18 protein-coding genes and 1 tRNA gene are annotated in these 24,850 nt (G+C 70.7%); 7 read left to right on the plus strand and 12 right to left on the minus strand.

Translation table 11 applies throughout. The features are described from left to right. Positions 1-2 precede the first annotated feature (2 nt). The gene (gene tmk / locus AB0O28_RS28685) at positions 3-2,066 is read right to left on the minus strand and encodes a dTMP kinase (RefSeq protein WP_363645464.1); all 2,064 of its coding nucleotides are present in this window, start codon (positions 2,064-2,066) and stop codon (positions 3-5) included. A 177-nt stretch (positions 2,067-2,243) separates the two neighbouring features. Beyond that, positions 2,244-3,566: a metallophosphoesterase gene (locus AB0O28_RS28690; RefSeq protein WP_363645466.1), complete on the minus strand. Its 1,323-nt coding sequence runs from the start codon at positions 3,564-3,566 to the stop codon at positions 2,244-2,246. Positions 3,567-3,826: 260 nt separating this feature from the next. On the opposite strand from AB0O28_RS28690, the gene AB0O28_RS28695 reads away from it, so the two are divergent. Next, positions 3,827-4,978, plus strand: coding sequence for a cellulose binding domain-containing protein (locus tag AB0O28_RS28695; protein WP_363645468.1), 1,152 nt, complete (start codon positions 3,827-3,829; stop codon positions 4,976-4,978). Positions 4,979-5,031: 53 nt separating this feature from the next. Here the strand turns inward: AB0O28_RS28695 and topA are convergent, their stop codons facing one another. Then, positions 5,032-7,710 carry a type I DNA topoisomerase gene (topA, locus tag AB0O28_RS28700; RefSeq protein ID WP_363645470.1) on the minus strand — a complete coding sequence of 893 codons (2,679 nt, stop codon included), beginning with the start codon at positions 7,708-7,710 and terminating at the stop codon, positions 5,032-5,034. A gap of 270 nt (positions 7,711-7,980) precedes the next feature. On the opposite strand from topA, the gene AB0O28_RS28705 reads away from it, so the two are divergent. Next, entirely contained in the window at positions 7,981-8,166 is a 186-nt protein-coding gene (locus tag AB0O28_RS28705; protein WP_142624889.1) for a DUF5703 family protein, read from the plus strand. A 361-nt stretch (positions 8,167-8,527) separates the two neighbouring features. Here the strand turns inward: AB0O28_RS28705 and AB0O28_RS28710 are convergent, their stop codons facing one another. The 3 genes from AB0O28_RS28710 to AB0O28_RS28720 all read right to left on the minus strand — a co-directional run bounded on the left by AB0O28_RS28710 (position 8,528) and on the right by AB0O28_RS28720 (position 12,882). Beyond that, positions 8,528-10,645 carry a chaplin family protein gene (locus tag AB0O28_RS28710; protein WP_363645472.1) on the minus strand — a complete coding sequence of 706 codons (2,118 nt, stop codon included), beginning with the start codon at positions 10,643-10,645 and terminating at the stop codon, positions 8,528-8,530. 205 nt (positions 10,646-10,850) lie between these two features. After that, positions 10,851-11,477, minus strand: coding sequence for a hypothetical protein (locus AB0O28_RS28715; RefSeq protein ID WP_363645474.1), 627 nt, complete (start codon positions 11,475-11,477; stop codon positions 10,851-10,853). Between the two features lie 109 nt (positions 11,478-11,586). Continuing rightward, positions 11,587-12,882 carry a M20/M25/M40 family metallo-hydrolase gene (locus AB0O28_RS28720; protein WP_363645476.1) on the minus strand — a complete coding sequence of 432 codons (1,296 nt, stop codon included), beginning with the start codon at positions 12,880-12,882 and terminating at the stop codon, positions 11,587-11,589. A 211-nt stretch (positions 12,883-13,093) separates the two neighbouring features. On the opposite strand from AB0O28_RS28720, the gene AB0O28_RS28725 reads away from it, so the two are divergent. Next, positions 13,094-13,179, plus strand: a tRNA-Leu gene (locus AB0O28_RS28725). A 513-nt stretch (positions 13,180-13,692) separates the two neighbouring features. On the opposite strand, the gene AB0O28_RS28730 is transcribed toward AB0O28_RS28725, so the two are convergent. Continuing rightward, positions 13,693-14,145 carry a MarR family transcriptional regulator gene (locus AB0O28_RS28730; protein WP_363645478.1) on the minus strand — a complete coding sequence of 151 codons (453 nt, stop codon included), beginning with the start codon at positions 14,143-14,145 and terminating at the stop codon, positions 13,693-13,695. Between the two features lie 172 nt (positions 14,146-14,317). Between AB0O28_RS28730 and AB0O28_RS28735 the strand changes: the two genes are divergently transcribed. After that, entirely contained in the window at positions 14,318-15,304 is a 987-nt protein-coding gene (locus AB0O28_RS28735) for an NAD(P)-dependent oxidoreductase (protein WP_363645480.1), read from the plus strand. Positions 15,305-15,888: 584 nt separating this feature from the next. Here the strand turns inward: AB0O28_RS28735 and AB0O28_RS28740 are convergent. From AB0O28_RS28740 to AB0O28_RS28750, 3 genes are read right to left on the minus strand one after another with little or no spacing between them, the layout of a single operon-like run. After that, on the minus strand, positions 15,889-16,710 hold the full coding sequence (locus AB0O28_RS28740; protein WP_363645482.1) for a cyclase family protein: 822 nt from the start codon (positions 16,708-16,710) through the stop codon (positions 15,889-15,891). Between the two features lie 16 nt (positions 16,711-16,726). Next, entirely contained in the window at positions 16,727-18,013 is a 1,287-nt protein-coding gene (locus AB0O28_RS28745; RefSeq protein ID WP_363645484.1) for an MFS transporter, read from the minus strand. Beyond that, a complete protein-coding gene (locus AB0O28_RS28750; RefSeq protein WP_363645486.1) occupies positions 18,010-19,248 on the minus strand; it encodes a M20 family metallopeptidase in 1,239 nt (412 codons plus the stop codon). Before AB0O28_RS28750 ends, AB0O28_RS28745 begins: the two co-directional genes overlap by 4 nt. Positions 19,249-19,382: 134 nt before the next feature. Between AB0O28_RS28750 and AB0O28_RS28755 the strand changes: the two genes are divergently transcribed. After that, entirely contained in the window at positions 19,383-20,411 is a 1,029-nt protein-coding gene (locus AB0O28_RS28755; RefSeq protein WP_363645488.1) for an Lrp/AsnC family transcriptional regulator, read from the plus strand. Positions 20,412-20,501: 90 nt separating this feature from the next. Here the strand turns inward: AB0O28_RS28755 and AB0O28_RS28760 are convergent, their stop codons facing one another. Continuing rightward, positions 20,502-21,452: an MBL fold metallo-hydrolase gene (locus tag AB0O28_RS28760; RefSeq protein WP_363645490.1), complete on the minus strand. Its 951-nt coding sequence runs from the start codon at positions 21,450-21,452 to the stop codon at positions 20,502-20,504. Positions 21,453-21,462: 10 nt separating this feature from the next. Further along, positions 21,463-22,773 (minus strand): MFS transporter, encoded by a 1,311-nt coding sequence (locus tag AB0O28_RS28765; protein WP_363645492.1) that lies wholly within the window; start codon positions 22,771-22,773, stop codon positions 21,463-21,465. A 150-nt stretch (positions 22,774-22,923) separates the two neighbouring features. On the opposite strand from AB0O28_RS28765, the gene AB0O28_RS28770 reads away from it, so the two are divergent. Beyond that, on the plus strand, positions 22,924-23,259 hold the full coding sequence (locus AB0O28_RS28770) for a hypothetical protein (RefSeq protein WP_363645494.1): 336 nt from the start codon (positions 22,924-22,926) through the stop codon (positions 23,257-23,259). Position 23,260: 1 nt separating this feature from the next. After that, complete coding sequence (locus AB0O28_RS28775) at positions 23,261-24,676, plus strand: amidase (protein ID WP_363645620.1); 1,416 nt, start codon at positions 23,261-23,263, stop codon at positions 24,674-24,676. Positions 24,677-24,850 lie beyond the last annotated feature (174 nt).

Consider the following 24,850-nt stretch of genomic DNA (forward strand, 5'->3'; position numbering starts at 1 on the left):
GGTTATCCGAAGTCACGGATGGCGGGCATCGTGCCGGTGGCCTCCTCGGCCTCCTGCGGCACCGGGTCGGGCAGGATCTCCCGCACCCGGTCCTGGATCAGGCGCGTCACCTCACGCTGGTCCAGCGTGCCGTCCACCACGAGGTACCGCTCGGGGTCGGCCGCCGCCAGGGCCCTGAACTCCCGGCGCACCCGTTCGTGGAACTCCAGCGGCTCGGCCTCGATGCGGTCGGCCGGCGAGGCCATCCGCTGGAGCCCGACCGAAGGGGGCACGTCGATGAGCACGGTCAGGTCGGGGACGAGCCCGTCCGTCGCCCACTTGTTGATCCTCGCGACGTCCTCCTGGTCGAGCGACCGCCCGGCGCCCTGGTAGGCCAGCGACGAGTCCACATATCTGTCGCAGACCACCGTCGAACCCCGATGCAGGGCGGGCCTGATGACCTTCTCCACGTGCTCGGCCCGATCCGCCGCGTACAACATCGCCTCGGCACGCGGGGACAGGCCCTGGTGGGCCGCGTCCAGCAGGATCGCCCGCAACCGCATGCCGACCTTGGTCGAGCCCGGCTCGCGGGTCTGCACCACGTCGTAGCCCTGGTCGCGCAGCCAGATCGCGAGCAGCCGCGACTGGGTCGTCTTGCCCGAGCCCTCGCCGCCCTCGAAGGCGATGAACAGCCCGCGCCCGGGGTCCGCCTCCTGCGGGACGACCCGCCGCCCGCGCAGGGCGTTCAGCAGGTCGACCGCGATGGGAACTCCCGGCCGGTCGTCCATGTGCCGCAGCGCCACCACCCCGACCGCGATCGCCAGCAGCGCGCCCAGGAGCAGCACGAGATTGGTGCCGTCGAAGCGGTAGCTGAGCCCGGCGATCCGCAGGGCGTGCGCGCCGAACAGCGCCGCCAGCGTGGAGGCCACCGCCACGACCAGCAGCAGCACCACCCGGGCCAGCGACTGCAGGAAGGAGAACGTGCGGCCGCGCAGCCCGTCCTCCACCTCCAGGCCGATCACGGTGTAGCCGATGATCCAGGCGATGCCGGCGCAGGCGCCCAGCACCACGGTCAGCACGACCACGACGACCAGGTTCTGGATGAGCGCGACGGCGGCCAGCGTCAGCCCCGCGAGCATGATCGACAGGCCGAACAGCCGCCGCCGGGACAGGCCCTTCAGCAGCCGCAGGCCGAAGAACATGCCGAACGCCATGCCGAGGAAGACGGCGCAGAACACCGCGCCGTACCCCGCGTCGCCGCCGCCCAGGGCCTGCACGTACGCCTTGGCGACCCCGATGACCGCGCCTCCGGCGGCGAACGCGCCGAGCATTCCGATGATCAGGCCGCGCACGATCCGGTCGCCGCCCACGAACCGCCAGCCCTCGGTGATCTGCCGGAGCACCGACGGCGCGGACACGTGCTTGACGTGGTTCTTCGGGATGGCCCGCAGTGTGAAGACCATCACGGCGGAGGCGAGGTAGGCCAGGGCGTTGGCGTACAGCGCCACGCTGGTGGCCGCGACGGTGAACGAGGGGATGGCCGCCGAGATCGTCGTGACCACGCCCGACACGATCGCGAACAGCGCGGCGGCCACGGGGGCGGTGCCGTACGTGACGAGAAGGTTGAGCTGGTTGGCCTCCTCGAGCCGCTCCTTGGGCACGAGGTTGGGCACGGTCGCGTCCTTGGCGGGCACCCAGAAGAGGTTCACGCACTCGACCAGGAACGTCGCGACGATCACCCACTGATAGACGCCGACCAGCGGGATCGACAGCACCACCGCGAACCTGGCGAGATCGGCGACGACCATGGTCAGCCTGCGGTCGAACCGGTCGGCCACGGCTCCCGCGAGCGGGCCGAGCAGGATCGCGGGCAGCATCTTGGCGATGAAGACGCCGCCGATGGCCAGGCTCTGCGCCTGGAAGCCGGACCCCGCGGTGAGGTTACCGGCCAGGGCGGTCAGCGCGATGATGTTGAGCCAGTCGCCGAGGCTGCACGTCGCCATCGCCGTCCACAGCCTGCGGAACGGCGCGTTCGCCAGCACGTGCGGCTGCTTGCGTCGCGCGGCGGCCCGGGCAGGGATGCTCATGATGTCAGCGTATCCAGGGTGTTCGCTGGGCTGGGAGACGGACGAGCCGGCCGCTCGGGCCTGCCCGTCGCCTGAGGGTATTACGTCCGCTCCGTCCTCGCTGTCGAGATGGCGCCAATGATCTGCCCGATTCCGGCTCTCTGCGCGAAACGGCCGGGCCGGGGATGGCGGGCGGCGTCAGGCGCGCAGCTCGATGAGGGTGATCTCGGGCGGCGCGCCCACCCGGACCGGCGGTCCCCAGAAACCCGCGCCCCGCGTCACGTAGACCTGGGTGTCGCCGCCGCCCCTGCGCGGCACGCTCGCCAGCCCCGCCACCACGGGCTGCTGCAGCGTCACCAGCAGGTTGAACGGCGCCATCTGCCCGCCGTGGGTGTGCCCGGACAGCTGGAGATCGACGCCGTGGGCGGCGGCCTGCGTCACCTGGACGGGCTGGTGGGCCAGGAGCACGACGGGCCGGTTCGCGTCGCGGCCCCCGAGAGCCCTGTCGAAGTCCGGGCCGTCGCCCGACGGCGCGCCGTTCAGGTCGTTGACGCCCGCGAGGTCCAGTACGGCCCCCGCGTGCCGGATCTCGACTCGCTCGTTGCGCAGCGGCCGGACGCCCAGCGAGCGCAGCTCCTCGATCCATTCCAGGGGGCCGCCCGCGGTGTAGTACTCGTGGTTGCCGGTCACGAAATACGCGCCATAACGGGATTCGAGGGACCGCAGGGGCGTGGCGAGACGACCCAGTTCGGCGACCGTGCCGTCCACCAGGTCACCCACGATCGTCACGGCGTCGGCCTCCAGGCCGTTGATCATCCGGACGATCCGCTCGGTGTGGCCCCGACCGGTCAGCGGGCCGAGATGGATGTCGCTGACGACCGCGATGCGCAGCCCGCTCATCCGGGGGTCGAGCCGGGGCAGGCGGATGGGCACCCGCTCGATCACCGGATCGCCGAGGGCGCGGCTCACGCCGTAGCCCACGGTCGCGAGCGCTCCCGCGGCCACGACGGCGGAGGCCGTACGGGAGATGAACAGCCGCCGGTCGATGGCCGGCGCGTCCGCCGCGGTCCCTGCCGGCACCGGCCTGCCAGTTGTGGCCGAGCCGCGCGAGGGGGAGCCTCCCTGGGCCGGCGCGCCGGCGAGGACCACCTCGTCCGCCGGCGCGGCCTCCCCCTCGGCCCGCTCGCCGGGGGCCGCGGGACCCGCCGTACGGCGGCGCCTGGACAGGAGGAACGTCGCGATCGCCCGGGGCACCTCCATGACCAGCCCGAACACGAACAGGTAGAACATCAGGGCCAGCCACAGGTAGCCGGGCCAGGCCACCGCGCGCTCGACGTCCATGCCGAGGCCGAGCCGGCTCCCGGCGAAGGTCACCACCATCAGAGCGGCCAAAGCCACGAGCATCCACGTCAGCACCCGGCGCGAACGCGCCCCCGGCGCCGTCGACGCCCTGACCAGCCGCCACCACAGATACAGGTGAACCACGACCACGGCCGTCAGGATCATGCCTGCGAATCCCACCAGAACTCCCCTCGACCGGCTGGCGATCAAGGGCCGGCTGACGACGATGCTACGAGCCCACGCCGACCGCCACGTTCCCGGGCGCGACGACGAGAAGGGCCCGACGCCCGCTGAAATTTTCACCGTCGAGTCGGCCTCATGCCGTGCCACCGCCGGTGATCTTTGCCCGCCGCGCGGAACGGGCGGACGATCGCGGCGGAAGCGTTCTGGAGACGATGCCTCCGGCAGATCTCCGGGGGCCGGACGACACGAGGTGACACATGAGAAGCCCCCGGCACCTGGCGTGGATGGCCGCAGGAGGGATGGCCGTCGCGGCGATCGCGCTGCACGGCACGCCCGCCGCGGCGGTGGACGCCACGCCCTCCCCCACCCCGCGGACCAGTGTGAGCCCGTCGCCGAACGGCGATCCGGCCGTGCCGACCACGCCCCCGAACGTGCGGCTGTGCCCGCCGCCGGTGCCGGCCGGCACCACCGAGGGATACGTCGGCCTGTGCTGGAGCCCGTCCACCGACGACGCCGGCGTCACCGGCTACGAGGTCTACCGGCTCACGGCCGACGGCTTCGTCAAGACGACGTCGACCACCGGCACCACCGTCGTGATGGGCGGCCTGGGGTACGGCCGGACCTACACCTTCTACATCGTGGCCAAGGACGCCGACGGTCACACCAGCCCGCCGACGGCGCTGATCAACGCGCAGGCGGTGACCGGCATGGTGGTCAGCCCGAGCCCGGTCACCGGAGACACCACCTCGCCCAGCAAGCCCACGGGACTGCGCGACGGCTGCGTGGCCGACTTCCCCGGCACGGGGTTCTGCTGGCAGGCGTCGACCGACAACGTCGGCGTGACCGGTTACGTCGTCTTCCGGCTGACCGAGACCGGCTGGGTGCGGGCCGGCGCCACGTCCTCCCCCTACTTCATGGAGGGCAACCTGGTGACGGGCCACAAGTACACCTACGTGGTGGTCGCCAGGGACGCGGCCGGCAACCTCAGCCTGCCGTCCGACCCGTTCACCACTGTGGCCCAGCAGGGGTTCCCCACGTACAGCCCGTCACCCAGTCCCGCGGTGAGCCCCTCGGTGACCCCCGCTGTCACCTGCGAGGTCGACTACAGCCAGTCGGCGTGGAGCACGGGCCTCACGGCCGACCTGGTGGTCACGAACACGGGCACCACGCCGATCTCGGGCTGGACACTGCGGTTCGCCTTCCCGTCGGCGGGCGAGCGCATCGTCCAGGGCTGGTCGGCCGTCTGGAGCCAGGCGCCGGGGATCGGGGTCACGGCGGCCAGCCTGCCCTGGAACGCCACCCTCGCACCCGGCGCGTCCGCGCGCATCGGCTTCAACGCCTCCCACACCGGCGTCTCCGACCCGCCGAGCGCCTTCACGCTCAACGGCGCGACCTGCGCCAAAGCCTGACCCGCGCACCGCGCCGGGGCGGCGGCCTGCGGCCGCCGCCCCGGCGCGGTTGATCACGACTTCGCGGCGGGCTTCTTCGTGGTGGCCCTGGTCCGGGTGGTGGCGCGCTTGGGCGCGGGCGCCCGCTCCCGCCGCTCGGCCAGCAGCTCCGCCGCCCGCTCCAGCGTGATGTCCTCGACCGTGTCGCCCTTGCGCAGGGACGCGTTGGTCTCGCCGTCGGTGACGTACGGGCCGAAGCGGCCCTCCTTCACGACGACCGGCTTCTTGGAGTTCGGGTCCTCGCCCAGCTCGCGCAGCGGCGGCGCGGCGGCGGCACGGCCGCGTCCGCGGGACTTGGGCTGGGCGAACAGCTCCTTGGCCTGCTCGATCGTGATCGTGAGCAGGTCCTCCTCGGAGGTCAGCGACCGCGAGTCGGTGCCCTTCTTGATGTAGGGCCCGAACTTGCCGTTCTGCGCGGTCACCTCCTCGCCGTCGAGCTCGCCGACCACCCTGGGCAGCTGCAGCAGCTTCAGCGCCTGCTCCAGCGTGATCGTGTCGAGGTCCATCGACTTGAACAACGAGCTGGTGCGCGGCTTGGGGGCGTCCACCTTCTTGGTTCGCTTCTTGCCGTCGGCCGGCGCCGGCTCCTCGGGCAGGATCTCCGTGACGTACGGGCCGTACCGGCCGTCCTTGGCCACGATCCTCCGGCCGGTCGCCGGGTCGACGCCCAGCTCGCGGTCGCCGCTCGGGCGTGAGAACAGCTCCTCGGCCTTCTCCGCGGTCAGCTCGTCGGGCGCCATGTCCTCGGGGATGTTCACCCGGGCGCCGTCACGGTCGAGGTACGGCCCGTAGCGGCCGACCCTGATCACGATGTCCGTCCCCCTGATCGGGAACGAGCTGATCTCCTTGGCGTCGATCTCGCCGAGGTCGGTGACCATCTCCTTCAGGCCCTCGTCGCCGTCCCCGCCGCCGAAGTAGAACCGGCGCAGCTCGGGCACCCGCTCGGCGCGGTCGTTGGCGATGTCGTCGAGGACCTTCTCCATCTCGGCCGTGAAGTCGTAGTCGACCAGGTTGCCGAAGTGCTGTTCGAGCAGGTTGACCACGGCGAACGCGAGGAAGGACGGCACCAGGGCGGTGCCCTTCTTGAACACGTAGCCCCGGTCGAGGATCGTTCCGATGATCGACGCGTACGTCGACGGCCGCCCGATCTCCCGGTCCTCCAGCTCCTTGACCAGCGACGCCTCCGTGTACCGCGCGGGCGGCTTGGTCGAGTGCCCGAGCGCGGTCAGCTCGGCCGCCGTGAGCCGGTCGCCCTCGGCCAGCGTGGGCAGGCGCTTCTCCGAGTCGTCCCGGTCGGTCGAGGGGTCGTCCGCACCCTCCACGTACGCCTTGAGGAAGCCGTAGAAGGTGATCGTCCGGCCCGTGGCGCTGAACTCGACGGCCTCCTGGGCACTGGACGTGCCGCCGACCTTGACCGACACCGACTCGCCGACGGCGTCCTTCATCTGGGAGGCGACCGTACGCTGCCAGATCAGCTCGTACAGCCGGAACATGTCCCCGGACAGGCCGGTCTCGCCGGGCGTGCGGAACTCCTCGCCGGACGGCCGGATCGCCTCGTGCGCCTCCTGGGCGTTCTTGACCTTGCTGGTGTAGGCACGCGGCTTGTCCGGCACGTACGCCGAGCCGTACAGCTTGACCGCCTGGTTGCGGGCGGCGGCGACGGCGGTCTCCGACAGCGTGATGCTGTCGGTACGCATGTAGGTGATGTAGCCGTTCTCGTACAGCCGCTGGGCCACCTGCATCGTGTACTTGGCGGAGAAGCCGAGCTTGCGGCTCGCCTCCTGCTGCAGGGTGGTCGTCCGGAACGGCGCGTACGGCTTGCGCGTGTACGGCTTGCGCTCGACCGAGCGCACCGCGTAGGACACGCCTTCGAGCCGGGCGGCGAGGGCCGTCGCGGCGGCCTCGTCGAGGTGGAGGACGTCGGAGCCCTTCAGCCTGCCGGTGGAGGCGAAGTCGCGGCCCTGGGCCACGCGCTTGCCGTCCACACCGGTCAGCGTGGCGGAGAACGTCCGCGGGTCGTCGCCGGCCCGGCCGGTGTCGAACAGCGCCTGCAGGTCCCAGTAGTTGGCGGCGGTGAACGCCATCCGCTCCCGCTCGCGCTCGACCACCAGCCTGGTGGCGACCGACTGGACACGGCCGGCGGACAAGCGCGGCTTGACCTTCTTCCACAGGACCGGGCTGACCTCGTAGCCGTACAGACGGTCGAGGATGCGCCGGGTCTCCTGGGCGTCGACGAGGCGGAGGTTGAGCTGACGGGGGTTGGAGACCGCGTCCCTGATCGCGTGCGGGGTGATCTCGTGGAACACCATGCGGTGCACCGGGATCTTGGGCTTGAGCACCTCGCGCAGGTGCCAGGCGATGGCCTCGCCCTCCCGGTCCTCGTCGGTGGCGAGGTAGAGCTCGTCGGCTTCCTTGAGAAGCTGCTTGAGCTTGGACACCTGCGACTTCTTGTCCGGGTTCACGACATAGAGCGGCTCGAACTCGTGGTCGACGTTCACCCCGAGACGGGCCCAGGCCTCGTTCTTGTACTTCTCCGGGATGTCATCGGCCTTCTCCGGAAGATCACGGATGTGACCGATGCTCGACTCGACGATGTAGCCGCGCCCGAGGTACCCGGCGATCGTCTTCGCCTTCGCGGGCGATTCCACGATCACCAGGCGGGTTCCGCCGGCGTTGCCGTTGTTGGCTGGCACGCTGCTTCCTACCTCGCTGTCCGCTGTCATTCCCCGTGCTGCCGGGCTTTGCTCTCCCGGCTCATGTGACACCCTCGTCGTCCGGGCCGGGGGCCGTTACCCCCTTCGGGCGCCGACGAGGCGCCGCTTTGAAGGTACCTGCCGCCGGACGTTCCTCCCCCTCGGGCTACCCGGTTATGTCCGGGAATGTAACCCGCCTGGCGCTGTTATCCACGGAGACGCAGAATAGAGCCCAACGAGTTCCCTAGCACGCCCTGGAGACCAATGGCTGTGCTCGACTACTCCTACCTGGACCTGTATCTCCCTCGTGACACCCCACGAGAGGTGGCGAGGCAGATGCTCACGGAGCATGCTGAGCACGGAGACTGGGAACTGGAGCGGCTACGCCTTTATCCCGACGGCAGCAGGCGCGTCCGGCTGCGTCGGAAGATCATACGGGCCGCCCGGACCATGTGAGCCACCGGGACGCGGGCGCCACGGTCAAAAGGGCTTTGCCCGTCCCCGATGCCGTCGGCGTTCCGAGCGTCGCTCGTAACACTACCGGGCAAAAGGGCTTTGCCCGCCCCGGGCCGCGCCCCCGGAACGGGCAAAGCATTCGTGCCTCCCTCCACTGGCGGTGGGGGGGCGTTCTGGTCGCCCGCGCCGGGCGACACCGCGAACGGCCGGATCGCCGCCGCAGGCCCTGGGTCGTGTCGCAGACACTCCCTCGCGCGGGCGAGTGATATCCCTCGCCTCCGTCAGCCGCGCGCCGCCGGGTCACCTCCGCACGGCCGTCGCCGCCGGAGGCGTTCCCGCGCCGTCACACGCGGCCGTACGGCTACTTGCGGCCGAACCGGAAGCGGCGGGTGACGGCGAACAGGCTCGCCGAAGCGGCGAACATGGCGCCGAGGGCCAGAGCGAGGAACGAGGCCGGGTTCATCCCGGTCAGGCCGACGGGCTGCTCGGCGCTCATCAACTTGAGGCCGCTCAGCTTGCCCAGCGGCAGCACGTCGGTGGTCTTGCCGAGGTCGCCGGCCGGGAGGTCGCGCGCCGTGTCGGCGACGGGCAGCGAGGCGGTCGCGTCCTCCAGCGTCTGCTTGGCAGGCAGCGTGCGGGTGGCGTCGTCGACGGTGCCGGTCGCCTTGGAGACGGCGGCGGGGGTGCTGCCGCCCTTCGTGCCCTTCGCCGCGGGGGCGCCGGGCAGGCTCGGCGTCTCCGGCAGACCGAGCATGTTCGGCAGGTCGCCGACGACCGGAGCGGAGGGAGCGGCGGCGGCGCTCATCGGCTGCACCGTCTGCTTGCCCGAAAGCACCGACGCGCCCGGCATCGCGGGCATGACCCCGCCACGAGCGGCCTTGTGCTCCGCGTGCGCCCAGTAGCCGTGGCGCTTCCAGCCGCCCACCTGGGCGCCGCCCAGGCACCCCGCGGCGGCGTCGCCGAGCACGGCGACCGAGTTGCCGCAGACGTTGATCGGCGCCGTGATGGGCGCGACGATCTGGTTGCCCGCGAGGATGCCGTGCTTGCCCGAGGTGATGTTGCCGCCCGCGCCGACACCGCCGCCGAGGACCGAGGCGCCGCCGCGGCAGCCCGCGTGGGACCGGCCGATGACGCTCACCGCGTTGCCGCAGACGTTGATCGGCGCCGTGATCGGGGCGACCACCTGGTTGCCGCCCAGGATCGAGCCGCGGCCCGACGTGACGTTCCCACCGGCGCCCCAGCCGCCACCGTGCCTGCTCCAGCCGCCGATCACGGTCGCGCCGCCGCGGCAGCCCGCGAAGGCGTGACCCACGACCGCGATGGCGTTGCCGCACACGTTGATCGGCACGGTGATCGGCGCGACCACCTGGTTGCCGCCGCCGACGCTGTGCACCCCGCTGGTGCGGTTGCCCCCCGCGCCGCCACCGGACCATCCGCCGTGCCCGTGACCGCCGTGACCGTAACCACCGTGACCGCCGTGGCCCCAGCCACCGTGACCGCCGTGACCGGGCGTGGATCCGCCCGTGCAGCTGCCCGAGCCGTTGCCGCACACGTCGGCCGGCGTGACGATCGGCGTCACCACCTGGGTGCCGCTGCCCACCGAGTAGCGGCCGTCGTTGTCGTGGCCGCTCGAGCCGGGACGGTGCCAGTTGCCGCCTCCGTGGTGGCCGCCGTACCCGCCGTGGCCTCCGTGGCCTCCGTGGCCTCCATGGCCCCCATGGCCCCCATGGCCGCCGTGGCCTCCGGAGCCGCCCGCGGACGAACCGCCGTGGCAGCCCGAGAACGCCTTGCCGACGACCGCGACGGAGTTTCCGCAGACGTTGATCGGCGCCGTGATGGGCGCGACCACCTGGTTGCCGCCCAGGATCGAGGAGCGGCCGCTGGTACGGTTGCCGCCCGCACGGACGCCGTCACGACCGCCGCCGACGAAGGCACCGCCACGGCACCCCGCGGTGGCGTCGCCGAACACGGCGATCGAGTTGCCGCACAGGTTGATCGGCGCGGTGATCGGTGCGACCACCTGGTTGCCGCCTCCGATGCTGTGCACGCCGCTGGTGCGGTTGCCGCCCGCGCCTTGGCGCCGTCCCGAGCCCTTGACCTCCGCGCCGCCCCGGCAGCTCGCGTCGGACCGGCCGATGACCGACACCGCGTTGCCGCAGGCGTTGATCGGGGCGTTGATCGGGGCGACCACCTGGTTGCCGCCGAGAATGCTGCCCGCTCCGGAGGTCTTGTTCTGCCCGGCGTCCACGCCCGCGCCCTGCACGGCCGCGCCGCCCAGGGAGGAGGCCCGGGAGTCGCCGGCGACCGCCACCGCGTTGCCGCTGATGTCGATCGGCAGGGTCACCGGGATGTCGACCTGGTTGCCGCCGAGCACCGAATGGCTGCCGTCGGTGTCGGCGAAAGCCGCACCGTTGCCAAGAGCCATGACGCCGGCGGCCAGAAATGCCGCGGAGGCCGAGCCCTTCGCCCACGTTCGCATGATGAATGCTCCTAGTGGTTCTTCTAGGGGGTTACCTGACAGCTCGCGACACAAGTCCAGGCTTTTCGAGCACAGCGGAGCCGTGGACGGTCACGAGGATGGAAGATTCCGCGTCACCCGCGGGAGCCTGCCGCTCGGGCACCACGAGCGAGGGCAGGCGGTGGCACCGGTCGCCGTACGACGGGAACCGGCGCGAAAGGCGGGATCAGTCAGGAGAGAAAGACGGGTCGTCCGCCGCTGTGCGGACCACCGGGGGAACAACCGCCGCCAGTGGGGCGGGCAGCGTGGTGAAGCGCGGTTGGTACACAACCCGCGCGACTTCCCCGAACAGGGGGTTTCCACCGCTCGACTGCGGGATCAGGCCCTGGTTCGCGGGCGCGTGGTCCGCAGTGGAGGGCGGCGGGAGCAGCGGCTTCGACTGGCTGGTGAGCCCGTCGACCGTGCGCCCCGCCATCGCCTCGGCGTTCACCGAGACGTCGTTCGTCGCCGTGGGGAAACCGTCGGCACTCTCCCCATGGGACTCGGCCTCGCCCGGCAGGGGCGGCAGACCGAGGTCCGGACCGGTGAGACGGTCGGAGAGAACCGACCCGGCGACGTCATGTGAGGGTGCGGCCCCGGCCGCGGACGACGCCGCGCCGAAGACTCCGAAGACCACACCGAGCAGCCATCCGGCGGCGATCAGCCCGCCGATGACCAGCAGGCGAACCGGACGGGAGCCGACCGCGAACCGCGCCATCCGGCCCCGCTCCGCGGTGCCGGGAGACGCGACGCGCACGCCGGGAACGGCGGAGGACCTGTCGGCCCTCCACTGCTCCTGCGACGTGCGCGTCACGCGACCTCCCCAAACCGCTGGATCCACCGTCCGCTGGGTTCACCCAGTGCGGAACCAACCCCAACGGACAGTCACTGTAGCGGCACGGAAGGTGATCGCAAGGGCTTTCTCAGCAGTATTCGAGGAAACGGTCAAGGACCCGGACGCCAAACCGGAGCGAATCAACCGGAACTCGCTCGTCGATGCCATGGAACATCCCGGAGAAGTCCAAGCCTTCGGGAAGCCGCAGCGGCGCGAAGCCGTACCCGCTGATGCCGAGACGGCTGAACGCCTTGAGGTCGGTGCCGCCGCTGAGCGTGTACGGCACGGCCCGTGAGCCCGGGTCCTCCTCGTGCAGGGCGTCCGCCATCGCCTTGACCAGCGAGCCCTTGAAGGGGGTCTCGACCGCCACGTCGTGATAGACGAACTCCCGGGTCACGTTCGGCCCGAGCAGCTCGTCCACGGTCTGGAAGAACTCGTCCTCGTAGCCGGGAAGGAACCTACCGTCCACGTGCGCGGTCGCCACCTGGGGGATGACGTTCGCCTTGTAACCGGCCTGGAGCATGGTCGGGTTGGTCGTGTTGCGGAGAGTGGCGCCGATCATCCGGGCGAGCGGCCCGAGGGTGGCCACCGCCGCCTCCGCGTCCTCCGCCTTGACCTCCGTGCCGAAGACCTCCTCGAAGAACGCCTGCACGGTGGGCGTGAGCCGCACCGGCCACTTGTGGCGGCCGAGCCGGCCGACCGCCTCGGCCAGCTCGGTCACGGCGTTGTCGTCGTTGAGCATCGACCCGTGGCCGGCTCTGCCCTTGGCGGTCAGGCGCATCCAGGCGATGCCCTTCTCCGCGGCCTCGATCAGGTACAGCCGGCCCTTGTCTGTGGTCACGCTGAAGCCGCCGACCTCGCCGATGGCCTCGGTGCAGCCCTCGAAGACCTCCGGATGCCGCTCGGCCAGCCACTGGGCGCCGTAGTGCCCCCCGGCCTCCTCGTCGGCGGTGAAGACGAGGACGACGTCCCTGGGCGGCCTGCGCCCCTCGCTCAGCCGCCGCCGCACGACGGCGAGGATCATCGCGTCCATGTCCTTCATGTCGACCGCCCCGCGGCCCCAGACGCAGTCGTCGGCGATCTCGCCGCTCAGCGGGTGGTGGGTCCAGTCGGCGGCGTCGAACGGCACGACGTCCAGATGGCCGTGGAGGACCAGGGCGTCCCTGCTCGGGTCGGTGCCCTCGACCCGGGCGACCACGTTCGCCCGGCCGGGGTCGGACTCGAGGATTCGCGGCTCCAGGCCGACCTCCGACAGCTTTCCGGCCACGTACTCCGCGGCCTCGCGTTCCCCGGGCCCCGCGTTGTCCCCCGCGTTGACCGAGTCGATGCGGATCAGGTCGCGGCACAGCTCGGCGACCTCGTCCTCCCCGTAGCGTGGGGTCATTGCGCCTCCTCCTGCCGGCGGGCCCGTCCGAGAGCCCGGCCCGCCTTTCACGTCGTACGGCTCGCGCCTCCATCCTGCCGCCGTACAGGCGTCACGTTCACCCCCGGGTTCCGCCGATCCGTGCCCGGCCGGTTCCCGGTATGAAGCAGAGCGGAGAGAGTGCTAACCTGTATCCGCCGACGCGGGATGACGATCCTGCGTGAGGCACCACGTCCGGGTGGCGGAATAGGCAGACGCGCTAGCTTGAGGTGCTAGTGCCCAGTGATGGGCATGGGGGTTCAAGTCCCCCCTCGGACACAAATCTCTCATCATGTGAGGGCTGAGAATCATCTCGGCCCTCACTTTCGCTTTTCCGGGGCGATAGGTCAGCCGCAGACCGAGGCGCTGGTAGACCGGCGTCTTGAGATCGACCGGAGCCTCGCTGATGGCTCTGTCCTCGCGCGGGTAGACGTTGCGGAGTTGTTCCAGCTTGTTGCCGATCGCGTACTCGCGGGGGAAGGTGCAGCGGAAGATCCTCCGGACGACCGGAGCGGCATACGGTCGTCGCACGGCGGGCGGCTCATCTCCAGCACGAGCCGAAGCAGCGCCCTTCCCACCTCCGGCGACAGCTCGTCCGGGAAGTCCGGCAACTCGACGTCGACGTCCCGTCCCGGATCCTGCCGCCCCGTTTCCCGATCAGGCCGACCCCAGCGGCGAATAGTCCTTCGCGAACCGCGTCCGCTTCAAAGGAGGCCGTGGACAACCTGCGGGTTCCCGATCGCAGGTCATCAGTGGCGGGCGACGCTCCGGCAATCCATGTGCCGGCCTTCTTCAGTCGCCGGCGGCCGGCGCCTCATCCGCGCCGAGAATCCGCAGGATGTCGACCAGCGTCGACAATTGCTCGGGAGTGAGGGGTCTGAACAGCTCTTCGGCCGCCAGTTCATAGCTGGTCGTCCAGTCCTGGGCCAGGGCGGCCCCTTGCTCCGTTACTCGGAGGAGTACGGACCGGCGGTCGTCCGCACTGGTCTGGCGTTCGAGCAGGCCGTCGCGGACGAGCGCGTCGACCAGGGTGGAGGCGGTCCCCTGGGCGATGCCGACCGCGAGAGCGAGTTCGGTCAGCCGGACAGGCTGCGAACGCGCCACCTCCACCACCAATCGGGACCGCGGCGTCGACACCCCGTGCTCGCCCAGACGCTCGTTGAAGTGACGTACGAGAACCTTCGCCGTACGGCTGAACTCGTCGGCGACCTGTGCCGCGGTCAGGCCCTGGTTCGCGTGTGGCATCGCCCACCTCCCACTTGACGCACCCATTGTACGAGGTTACATTGACGTCAATGCATTGATACCAAACCATTTGATGTCGATGTATATACGCGGAGCGGCCGGTTGCGTGCCGAGCGACAGCGGAAACCGGGCTTGCACGAAGAGTGCGTTCTCAATCACCAGGAGTCGAAAAATGAAGATCTTCATCACCGGCGGCAGCGGATTCGTCGGTGGAACCCTCGTCCATCGCCTCGTCGCCGAAGGACATGAGGTCATGGCACTGGCCAGATCGGGCTCGAGCATCCAGCGGGTACGCGCCGCCGGAGCCGATCCCGTCCCCGGCGATCTAGCCGAGCTCAGCCGGGCCGACTCCCCCGCGCCGACGTGGCTCGCCAAGCTGCGCGAGGTCGACGCGGTCGTGCACATCGCGGCCCAGATGGAGTTCTGGGGGCCCGACTCGCTCTTCGAACAGGCCAATCACGTGCCGACGGTCGCCCTGCACGCCGCGAGCGTCGCGGCCGGGGTGCGACGCTTCGTGCTCATCAGCGCCGCGTCCGTCTCCACGGGCAGCCAACGCCGCCCCGTCGTCGACGAGTCGACACCGGAAGGCCGGCCGAACATCGCCTACAGCCGCGTCAAGCTGGCCACCGAGCGCGCACTCCTGAACGCCCGCAGCGGGAAAACCGAGCTGGTGGTGCTGCGCCCGCCGTTCATCTGGGGCCGCGGCATGACGACACTCAACGAGATGGTCGAGGTCGCCGAGGCCGGACGGTTCGCCTGGATCGACAACGGCAAGCACATCGTCGACTTCGTGCACGTCGAGAACCTGGCCGGTGCCGCGATCCTCGCGCTCACACGGGGCCGCCACAAGGGGGTCTACTACGTGACGGACGGCACGCCGATGCCCATCCGGGACTTCCTCACTCCCCTGCTGGCGACCCGCGGCGTGGATATGTCCAAGAGCCGCAGCGTCCCCCTGGCGATGGCGGCGCCCTTGGCGGCGATGATGGACCGCACGGCACGCCTGCTTCGCCGGAATTCGGCGCCGCCGCTGACGAACTGGCTCGTGAGCTTCACCGGGCGTGACCGTTCCTACGACATCACCACCGCGAGGAAGGAGCTGGGCTACTCGCCTGACGTGACGCTGGAGAAGGGCCTGGCGGAGATGCGCTTCTCGTGAGGTGACGACCTCGCGGTCTCCCCGCCTTCGCCGTGGATGCGGTGCCTCCCGTTTCCCGTACGCGGTCCCTTGACGCCCTCGGACACAAACCTTTTGCACATGTAGAGGCCAGGGGCGACCTGAGCCTCCACAAGTCGTTTCTGGGGTCGGTACGTCAATCTGAGCCTCATCTGTGAGTAGATATCGGCTTTGTCGACCAGATCGGCTTCTTGGAGGACCTTCACGAGGTCCCCGAGCGCTGTGACGATCGCATCGATCTCCTCCTTGCGCAGGCTGGCGCCGCCCGCTCGCCTGGAGCAGTCGAGCCTGCACGGCGACGCGCTGTGGCCGGGTCTCGGCGATCATTTGGGGACCAGCGCCGGATCGGCACGCGCCTCAAGTGCCGCTCGGTGCTGAGCAAGCTTGCGGTCACATACAGCGATCTCCATTCGAGCCGCTTCGCTTGAGCTTCCGTTCGAGTTGCCGGGCGGCGATGCCGGTGTGCCGCTGCCGTCAGCATGGCACGCGTCGCACCTGCCCTCAGCGGAGGCGAACGATGACGAAGAAGACCGCCCACCTTATGGACGTCATACGGTGAGGCGGTCTCACGCGGCATTCCCGTCCCTCCCGCCGTCCAGCACGGCGAGGGGGCGGACGGGAGCGCCTGTCGCGCCCACGACGGGGAGCGGGGCACATACGAACAAGAACTCCGTAACCCCGCTCGCGCCGAGCTCCTCCAGGTTCATCACCTCGATGATGTTGATGCCTCGCTCCGCCAGCAGGATGCGGTGCACGGGCAGCATCGAGTGGCCGGTCTCCGCCTCGATGCGCTCCAGGGCGATGGTGTCACCGCCGACGGCGCGTACGCCGCACTCGGCGAGCCAGTTCGCACCCTCGGGGACCAGTCCTGGCACCCCGGTGCCGGTCGCGACGTACGCGCAAGGGTCGTGCCACAGTTGCGGCCAGCCGGTACGGATCAGTGCGACGTCGCCTGGACGCGGCTCCACTCCGGTCGCCATCAGGTCCGCCTCGGTGATGGCCTCTGCGGGGCCGAGCCGGGCGACCCGCCGCAGGCGCGGGATGTCGAAGAGCACTCCCCGGCACACGATTGGAGGAACCTGCTCGATGCCGTGGACGCGGTACCGCCCGCCGGTCACGGCGGTCGCCGCCTCGATCCCGCCATACATGAGGCCGTCGGCGGCGACGTGGCACAGGGCGTCCATGTGCGTGCCGACGTGTCCACCGAGCACGATCAGCTCGGCCGAGCCGGTGATGCCGTCGGGGCGCGGCGGCCCGTCGCCGTGGCGCTGGGTCAACGCGAGATGGAAACCCGGGTGAGTCGGTGAGCACGGCATGCCAGCCTGCAAGGGTTGCGCCAGGTCGATGACGGTCGGTTCGCCCTTGGCGAGGATCTCCAGCAGTTGCATGTGATCTCCCGTGGCCTCAGCTCAGGTCCTTGGCCCGCGTCTCCGGCAGCGTGATGACCGCCACGCTGGAGACGACGAGCATGAGCACGACGTAGGCGGTGAACACCGACCTGCCGACATGTTCGCCGACCCATGTCTGCAAATAGGGTGCGGTGCCGCCGAAGAGGGCGACCGCGACGGAGTACGGCACCGCGAGCCCGAGCGTGCGGATCCTGGTCGGAAACATCTCGGCGTACACGGCGGGCAGGATCGAGACGCCCGCGCCGATGAAGACCATGGCACCGGCCATGGCGAGGCCGAGCTGCCACGCGCTGTCGCGCACGAACGCCTGCAAGGGGAACAGCGACACGGCGGTGCCCACAGTGGAGACGAGGAGCACCGGCTTGCGGCCGACGCGGTCGGACCACCGGCCCCACAAGGGCATCACGGCCATGAACAGCACGCTGGCGCACACGCTCGCCAGCAAGGCCGCGCTGGAGGGGATGCCAAGCGAACTGATCGCGTAGGCGGGAGCGGAGATGACCCAGGCGTAATACACCACGGTGAACCCGACAGACAGGCCGACCACCTGGAGCGCCTGCTTGCGGTACCGCACGATGTCCCGCCACAGTCGAGGTCGCTCGGCCTGGTCGTGCCGTTGATGGGTGTACGTCTCGCTCTCCTCCATCGTGCGGCGCATGTAGGACGCGACCACGCCGAGCAGTCCCCCGAGGATGAACGGGATACGCCAGCCGAAATCACTCATCTGCTGGGACGTGAGCGTGAGTGACAGCAGGAGCCCCAGCAGCACGCCCGCAGTGTTGCCGAAGACGCTGGCGATGTAGATCAGGCTCGACCACTGGCCGCGCCGCTCGGCGGGCGCCGACTCCGACAGGTAGGTCTGCGCCGAGGGCAGCTCGCCCCCGCACGCGAGGCCCTGGATGACCCGCGCCAGCAGCAGGATCAGCGACGCCCATGCGCCGATGGCGGCATAGGTCGGCGCGATGCCGATCACCAGGCTCCCGGCCGCGATGCCACCCACAGTCAGCGACATGGTGAGCCGTCGGCCGGCGCGGTCGGCGAGCCAGCCGAAGAGCAGCCCCCCGACAGGCCTGGCGACGAACCCGGCCGCGAACACGGCCAGGCTGGACAGCATCGCCGACAGCTCGTCGCCGCGGTCGAAGAACTGGGTGGCGAAGAACGGCACGAAGATCGCGTAGATCCCCCAGTCGTACCACTCCAGCGCGTGCCCGAGTCCCGTACCGACGAGCACTTTGTTGCGGACGGCGGAAGAGGAGGCGGGCCGTGCGGCGAGGTCGGTCATGGCAGGTCCTTCGAAGGAGCGGGAACGCGGTCGAGCCGGTGCCGGGCGAGTTCGGCCAGCAGGGCGGCTCCGTCGGGCACCACGGCATCGTCGAACACCGCGCGCGGGCTGTGGTTGAACGGCGCCTTTTCCGGGTCGGCCCCGGGAGGTAGGGCGCTGAGCGCCAGGAAGGCTCCCGGCACCTCGGCGAGCACCCGTGAGAAGTCCTCCGACCCGGCGATGGGGTGTTCCATGGCGACGTGCCGCGCGCCGTCGAATGTCTCGGCGATGACGTCACGGGCGAACCCGGTCTCCGCCGGGTCGTTGACGGTCGGCGGTCGCTCCGGGATGTACTCCACCTCGGCGCCGACCCCGTGCGCGTCGGCGATGCCGGTCAGCAGCCGGGGCACGAGATCGTGCGCGCGAGCGGCGGCGTCGGCGGAGAAGCTGCGGATCGTCGCCTCGAACCGGGCGGTCTCCGGGATGACGTTGCGCCGGCTGCCTGCCCGCACCACGCCGACGGTCAGCACGACCGGGTCGAAGACGTCGAATCGCCGGGTGACCATCGTCTGTAGGGCCGTGATCATCTCGGCCGCCGCGGCGACGGGGTCGTGCGCCCGGTGCGGTGTCGAGCCGTGGCCGCCTTCGCCGCGCACGGTCACCAGCAGTGACGCCGAGGCCGCCAGCATCGTCCCTGGCCGACTGGCGAAGCTCCCCGCGGAAGCGAACGCCGGGAAGACGTGCAGCGCGTACGCGGCGTCGGCACGGGCTCCGGCCGCGTCGAGCACGCCCTCGTCGATCATTGCTCGAGCGCCCTCCCAGCCTTCCTCGCCGGGCTGGAACATGAACACCACGTCGCCCGCGACCCGTTCCCGGTGCGCGCAGAGCAGCCGTGCCGCGCCGACCAGCATCGCGGTGTGCAGGTCGTGCCCGCAGGCATGCATCGCGCCGTCCACCGTCGACGCGTAGGGCAGCCCGGTCGCCTCGTGCACCGGCAAAGCGTCCATGTCACCGCGCAGCAGCACCACACCGCCGCCGGCGCCCGCATTGTCCGCGCCCGCCTTGTCGGCCCGCCTCACCCTTCCCGCTCGGCCCCGCAGCACCGCCGTCACCGACGTCGTCCGGCGCCCGGTCGTGATCTCCAGCGGCAGCCCCGCCAGCGCCGCGAGCACCTTCTCCTGCGTCCGCGGCAGATCCAGCCCGACCTCCGGCTGCCTGTGCAGCTCACGCCGCAGCCGGACCAAATCGTCCGCCATGTTCCGGGCATCCTCGACCAGCGACAACCCACACCTCCCTCAGTCACTCACCGCACATCAGTGTGCGATCTCGACCTTAGAAAGCCGTAAAATCACATGATTCGTGCATTCATGGCGGAAAAAAAGGTAGATCCGTGCATATCGCAGACCTCGACGAGCGCGACCTCGAGCTGCTGCACGGCCTGCAGATCGCGCCCAGGGTCGGCTGGGCCGAGGCGGCCCGCATTCTCGGCACCACCCCGGCGACCCTCGCGGCGCGGTGGCGACGATTGCGCTCGGCTGGCCTCGCCTGGGTCACAGCGCATCCCGGCGGCGACTACAGCCGGATCATGCTTGCCTTGATCGAGGTTGACTGCCTCCCCGGCGCGCGGGCCGAGGTCGTACGCGCACTGTGCCTCGACCCGCGCGCGGTCACCGTCGAGGAAGCCACCCGCGGCCGCGATCTGCTACTCACCGTCATCGCCCCCGACCTCGCCGCCCTGGCCGCCTTCGCCCTCGACGACCTGGACCGGCTGCCCGGCGTCGAACGGCAGCGCACCCACCTCGTCACCGCCGTACACCGAGACGGCGGCGCCTGGCGGCTGAACGCGCTCAGCCGCCCGCAACAGCAGGCGTTCGCCGCCGCGGCGGCGGCGACGCGACCGGTCCCCGGCGTCACCCCGCCGCCGAACGCCTGGCCGCTGATCGAGGCGCTCGCCCACGACGGCCGCCGCACCGCCACCGACCTGGCCGCGCTCACCGGTCGTAACCCCGCGACCGTACGCCGCCAGCTCGGCCGGCTGCTCGCCTCCGGTCTGCTGTCGTTCCGCTGCGAGATCGCTCAGCCGGTCTCCGGCTCCCCCATCAGCTGTACGTGGATGGGCCGGGTCGCCGCCGCCGAGCACGAGCGCACGGTCGCCGCGATCGCCACCCTGCCCGAGTTGAAGATGTGCGTGTCCACCACCGGGGACACCAACATCGCGTTCACGGTGTGGGCCCGGTCGGTGTCCGACCTGCTGCGGCTTGAACGCCTCATCGGCGAGAGGCTCCCCTGGCTCCGGCTGCACGAGAGCGGCGTCAACCTGCGCACCCCCAAACGCATGGGCTGGCTGCTGGACGCGGCGGGCCACGCGACCGGCGAGGTGGTGCCTCCCGCCGGCCACCTCAGCCTGGGCGCGGGGTGACGTGATCAAGGTAGTGGCCTACCTGACCGGCATCACCGACCGCTTCCCCTGGTAGGTGTGGTCGACGGTCGCGGCTCGGCGAGGCACCCCTCAGGCGTCGGCACAGTCGTGGTCGCTTCGCTCTCCGCCGCGCGGGAGCGAGCTGCTCTGCGGGACGGGAACGAGGCGGTGGGCGTCGCCGTACGACTGCACGTGTCCGGCGGTGGGCGGAGGAAAGTGGGTGCCCAGGACCAGGATGCCGGTGTCGGCCAAGGAGGCGAGCAGTGACCGGCGAGTGGCCTCCGCTCGCACGGGGTCTATGTCCACACAGCTTCCGATCCCCGGATAGGGCATCTGGACGGGGTGGTGGACGCAGTCGCCGGTGATCAACGCCGTCTCTGTACGGCTGCGCACTTCCACCGCCACATGTCCGGGCGTGTGACCGGGCGTGGGCAGCAGGCGCAGGCCCGGCGCGACGTCGGCGGCCCGGTCCTGGACGTCGACGAGGTTGAGGAGCCCCGCCTCGCGGATTGGCTGCACCGAGTCGCGGAACATCTGTCGCCGCGGTTCGTCCATGTCGTATCCCGCCCAGAAGTCCCACTCCGTTTTGGTGGCGAGGTAGCGCGCGTTGGGAAAGGTCGGCACCCAGGTGGTGCCGTCAGCGCGGGTGTTCCAGCCGACGTGGTCCGTGTGCAGGTGGGTGAGGATTACCAGGTCCACCGACTCCGGCGGGAAACCGGCGCGGTGGAGCCGGTCCAGGTAGCCGGTGTCCAGGTCGTGCCAGGCGGGGTTCGCTCGTGGCTTGCCGTTGCCGATCCCCGTGTCCACCAGGATCCGCATGCCGTCCACCATCAGGGCGAAGCTGTGGCTGCTCAGGCGAAGGACCCCCTGGTCGTCGGCGAAGTCGGGGGCCAGCCATGTCTCCCCCTCCACGACCTGCCTGGTGGCTTCGGGAAGAAGCCACGGTCCGGTCTCGGGCGGAAGCGTGATCTCGTCGACCCGGTGGACGACGACGTCACCCACGTTCCAGGTCGAAGCCTCCGGATTGTGTGTGCGCCTCATCTGATTCTCCTCACTTGCAGGTGGCGGGAAGTGACGTGCCGGCGACAAGACCGGCCGCGACCGGCGCGGCCGCGCAGGGGGCGCCGGCGTGTTCCTCGGCTGGGACGGACGAGTGCCGCACCGCCGCGAAGAGTCTGGCCGCCGCGGTCACCGAGAGCAGGGCGACGGCGGCCGCATATAAGTGGGCCGCCGTCCGCAGCCCGTAGAGTTCCGTGAGGAGACCGGCGCCCACGGCAGGCAGGCTCATCGCCGCGTAGCTGAGCACGTAGTACGCGGCCAGCGTCGCACTGCGACCCGGCTGTGAAACCGGTGCGAGCATCAAGCGCAGTGAGCCCTGTGACACCGCGCCGAAGGCAACACCGGCCAGTACGGCCGCGGTGAACACCGCGGCCAGGCTCGCCAGGTGCATTCCGGCCAGGGACAGGGTCATGGCAAGGAGGGCGGCACAGCAGCCGAGAAGAGTGGCGGTCACCGGGCGCAGCCCGCGCGTGACCCCCATGGTGACGGCCGCGGACAGGGCCAGGGTGAAGAAGACCATGCCACCCGCCGCCTGCGGAGAGCCGGGAGCCGCCACGTGGACGAAGGCCGGTCCGAGGGACGAGTAGAAACCGCCCAGCGCCCAGACCGCGGCGACGCCTCCGCCGCAGAGCAGCAGGGCGCGGCGGGTCGCAGGCGGCATGGCGACACGCGGACGCAGGGAGCGCCATGCGCCCTGCTGAGGGCGGGCTGTCTCGGGGACGAAGAGGACGGCGACGGCCTGCGTGACGAAAAGGATCATCAGGGAGAAGTACACGGTGACGGTGGGGCCGGGCGCGTAGCGCACGAGCAGTGTGGCCGCCATGACCCCGATAGCCATGCCGGCCGCAGGGGCGACGCTGTTGGTCAAGGCGGACCGACCGGGCCGTACCGGGTCGTCGAGATCCACCAGCGCGGCACCCGCCGCGCTGGTGGCCCCGCCGGTGGCAACTCCCTGCAGGGCGCGGGCGGCGATGAGCGCACCCGTGCCGTCGGCGGCGGCGAAGGCGGCCATCGAGGCCGCTTCGAGGACCAGTGCGCCCACCAGCACGGGGCGCCGTCCGACATGGTCGGACAGGGTGCCCGTGGTGAGCAGGGCCGCCAAGAGGGCCAGGGCGTACGCACTGAAGACCAACGTCACGGCCAAGGCTGACAGCCCCCAACGCTCCTGGTAGGTGGGGTAGAGCGGAGTGGGCGCGCTGGAGGCGGCCAGCAGGGTGACCAGGATCGATGCGTACAGGACGAACGTCAGGCGCGTCGCGGTGCGGGTGCGCTGCACTGGTGCGCCCGTAGGAGCGCTGTGCATGATACTCCTCACTTAAAGCAATTTGTTTGCTTTAAGTGACGGTAGGCCCTATCGTCCCCTAAAGCAAATCCTTTGCTTTAGCGTGCGGTGCCGCCGCATGGGGCGCGAACAGCTCCCGCGCGGCACACCCACCCGACAGAGAGGGCGTACATGACCGCCACCGATCTCACCCCGCAGGAGGCCGCCCGCTGGGCCCTGTGGGCAGGACTTCCACTGGGGCACGAACGCCGCGCCGAGGTGGCCGCCACAGCCCGGCACATCCACGACGTCATCGCCATCCTGCGAGAACTGGACTTCGGAGACACGCCACCTGCGGCGGTCTACCGCCCCGGCTCCTCCACTCCGCCGGGGACAGGCGTGTCGCCGGAGACGGGCGACCGATGGGGGACGGGCGGCCCGTCCACACCGCGGGACGGGCACGACGGGCTGTACGGATCCCAGGCGAAGGCGACGAGAGGACGGGAGCAGACGGATGCAGCCGTATGAAATGACCATCACCGGCGCCTCGGCGGAGGTGCGGTCCCGGCGACTCTCACCCTTGGAACTAGTGGACTCGGTGCTAGGCCGGATCGAACAGGTGGAACCTCGTCTTCGGGCCTACACCACCGTGACCGCCGACCGCGCACGCCAGGCGGCGCGCCAGGCCGAGCGCGAGGCGGCGGCTGAGCGGTTCCGCGGTCCGCTGCACGGCATCCCGATGGGTCTGAAGGACCTGATCGACGTCGCCGGTCTGCCCACTACGGCGAGTTCCCAGGTCAGGGTGGACCACCTGGCGGCCGCCGACAGCGCCGTCGCCTCCCGGCTGGCCGACGCCGGCGCGGTCCTGGTGGGCAAGACCCACACCCACGAGTTCGCCTACGGTCTGATCACGCCGCAGACGAGCAACGCCGTGGACCACGGCCGCATCGCCGGCGGATCAAGCGGGGGCTCGGCCGTCGCTGTCGCCGCCGGCGCCGCGATGTTCGCCCTGGGCACCGACACCGGCGGGTCGATCCGCGTCCCCGCCGCGCTCAACGGCGTCGTGGGACTCAAGCCGACCTACGGCCTCGTCCCCCGGCATGGCGTTACCTCGCTGTCCTGGTCCCTGGACCATGTCGGCCCCATCACCCGGACCGTCGAAGACGCGGCGCTGGTGCTGCCGGCCCTGGTGAGGCACGACCCGTGCGACCCTGCCGGCCTGCGGGCGCCTGCCACGTCCTATGAGCCGCACGCGGACCCCGACCTGAACGGGCTGCGGGTCGGCGTCCCGCGCAACTACTACTTCGACCGGGTCGACCCGGAGGTCGAGGCGGCCGTACGGCGCGCGATCGAACAACTCCGGAGCCTGGGGGCGGAGCCGGTCGAGGTCGAGATCCCGATGACCCGCTACATCCAGGCCATCCAGTGGGGCCTGATGGTCCCCGAGGCGGCCTCCTACCACGAGCGGACGCTGCGCTCGGCCGCCGAGCTGTACGGCCCGGACGTCCGCGTCCTCCTGGAAGCCGGCGAGCTTGTCCTCGCCGGCGACTACCTCCGCGCTCAGCGCGCACGGACCCTCATGCGTGAGGCCTGGATGCGCATGTTCGACCAGGTCGACGTGATCGCAGCTCCCACCGTCCCGGCCACCGCGGCCCACGTCGGCCAGGACGCCGTCACCTGGCCGGACGGCGTCACGGAGAGCCTCGCCGACTGCTACGTCCGCCTGTGCGCACCGGCCAACATCGCCGGTATACCGGCGCTGACTCTGCCCGTGGGCCGCGACCAGGGGGGAATGCCGATCGGGATGCAGCTGATGGGCAGGCCGCTGGATGAGACCACTGTGCTACACGTCGGCCACGCCTACGAGCGAAGCACCACCACACCCGCCTCTCCGGCGGAGGCTCGTCCGGAGCCTCCGGCCGACCTCACCCCCACGGCCCGGTGACCACACACGGGGTGAAGCGCCCACCTACTGGCGTGTCACCTCGCACCCATAGCTCAGTGAACGAGGGGTGTGGCGTCCCCCCTGCCAGGACGCCACACCCCTCGGACGCCACACCCGTCGGAGCCGGTCATCGCGGATGCCACGGGCCACTCCGCGCGTTCTCCCGCGCCATGC

The organism is Microbispora sp. NPDC088329 (assembly GCF_040685655.1).
In the GTDB taxonomy this organism is placed as follows: Bacteria; Actinomycetota; Actinomycetes; order Streptosporangiales; family Streptosporangiaceae; genus Microbispora.

Coding starts and splice junctions, on each gene's coding strand:
- AB0O28_RS28760 (WP_363645490.1), bottom strand. CDS start 21,452: ATGAGGCGCACACACAATCCGGAGGCTTCGACCTGGAACGTGGGTGAC.
- AB0O28_RS28720 (WP_363645476.1), bottom strand. CDS start 12,882: ATGACCCCACGCTACGGGGAGGACGAGGTCGCCGAGCTGTGCCGCGAC.
- AB0O28_RS28695 (WP_363645468.1), top strand. CDS start 3,827: ATGAGAAGCCCCCGGCACCTGGCGTGGATGGCCGCAGGAGGGATGGCC.
- AB0O28_RS28745 (WP_363645484.1), bottom strand. CDS start 18,013: ATGACCGACCTCGCCGCACGGCCCGCCTCCTCTTCCGCCGTCCGCAAC.
- AB0O28_RS28770 (WP_363645494.1), top strand. CDS start 22,924: ATGACCGCCACCGATCTCACCCCGCAGGAGGCCGCCCGCTGGGCCCTG.
- AB0O28_RS28710 (WP_363645472.1), bottom strand. CDS start 10,645: ATGCGAACGTGGGCGAAGGGCTCGGCCTCCGCGGCATTTCTGGCCGCC.
- AB0O28_RS28740 (WP_363645482.1), bottom strand. CDS start 16,710: ATGCAACTGCTGGAGATCCTCGCCAAGGGCGAACCGACCGTCATCGAC.
- AB0O28_RS28735 (WP_363645480.1), top strand. CDS start 14,318: ATGAAGATCTTCATCACCGGCGGCAGCGGATTCGTCGGTGGAACCCTC.
- AB0O28_RS28750 (WP_363645486.1), bottom strand. CDS start 19,248: ATGGCGGACGATTTGGTCCGGCTGCGGCGTGAGCTGCACAGGCAGCCG.
- AB0O28_RS28765 (WP_363645492.1), bottom strand. CDS start 22,773: ATGCACAGCGCTCCTACGGGCGCACCAGTGCAGCGCACCCGCACCGCG.
- AB0O28_RS28775 (WP_363645620.1), top strand. CDS start 23,261: ATGACCATCACCGGCGCCTCGGCGGAGGTGCGGTCCCGGCGACTCTCA.
- AB0O28_RS28730 (WP_363645478.1), bottom strand. CDS start 14,145: ATGCCACACGCGAACCAGGGCCTGACCGCGGCACAGGTCGCCGACGAG.
- tmk (WP_363645464.1), bottom strand. CDS start 2,066: ATGAGCATCCCTGCCCGGGCCGCCGCGCGACGCAAGCAGCCGCACGTG.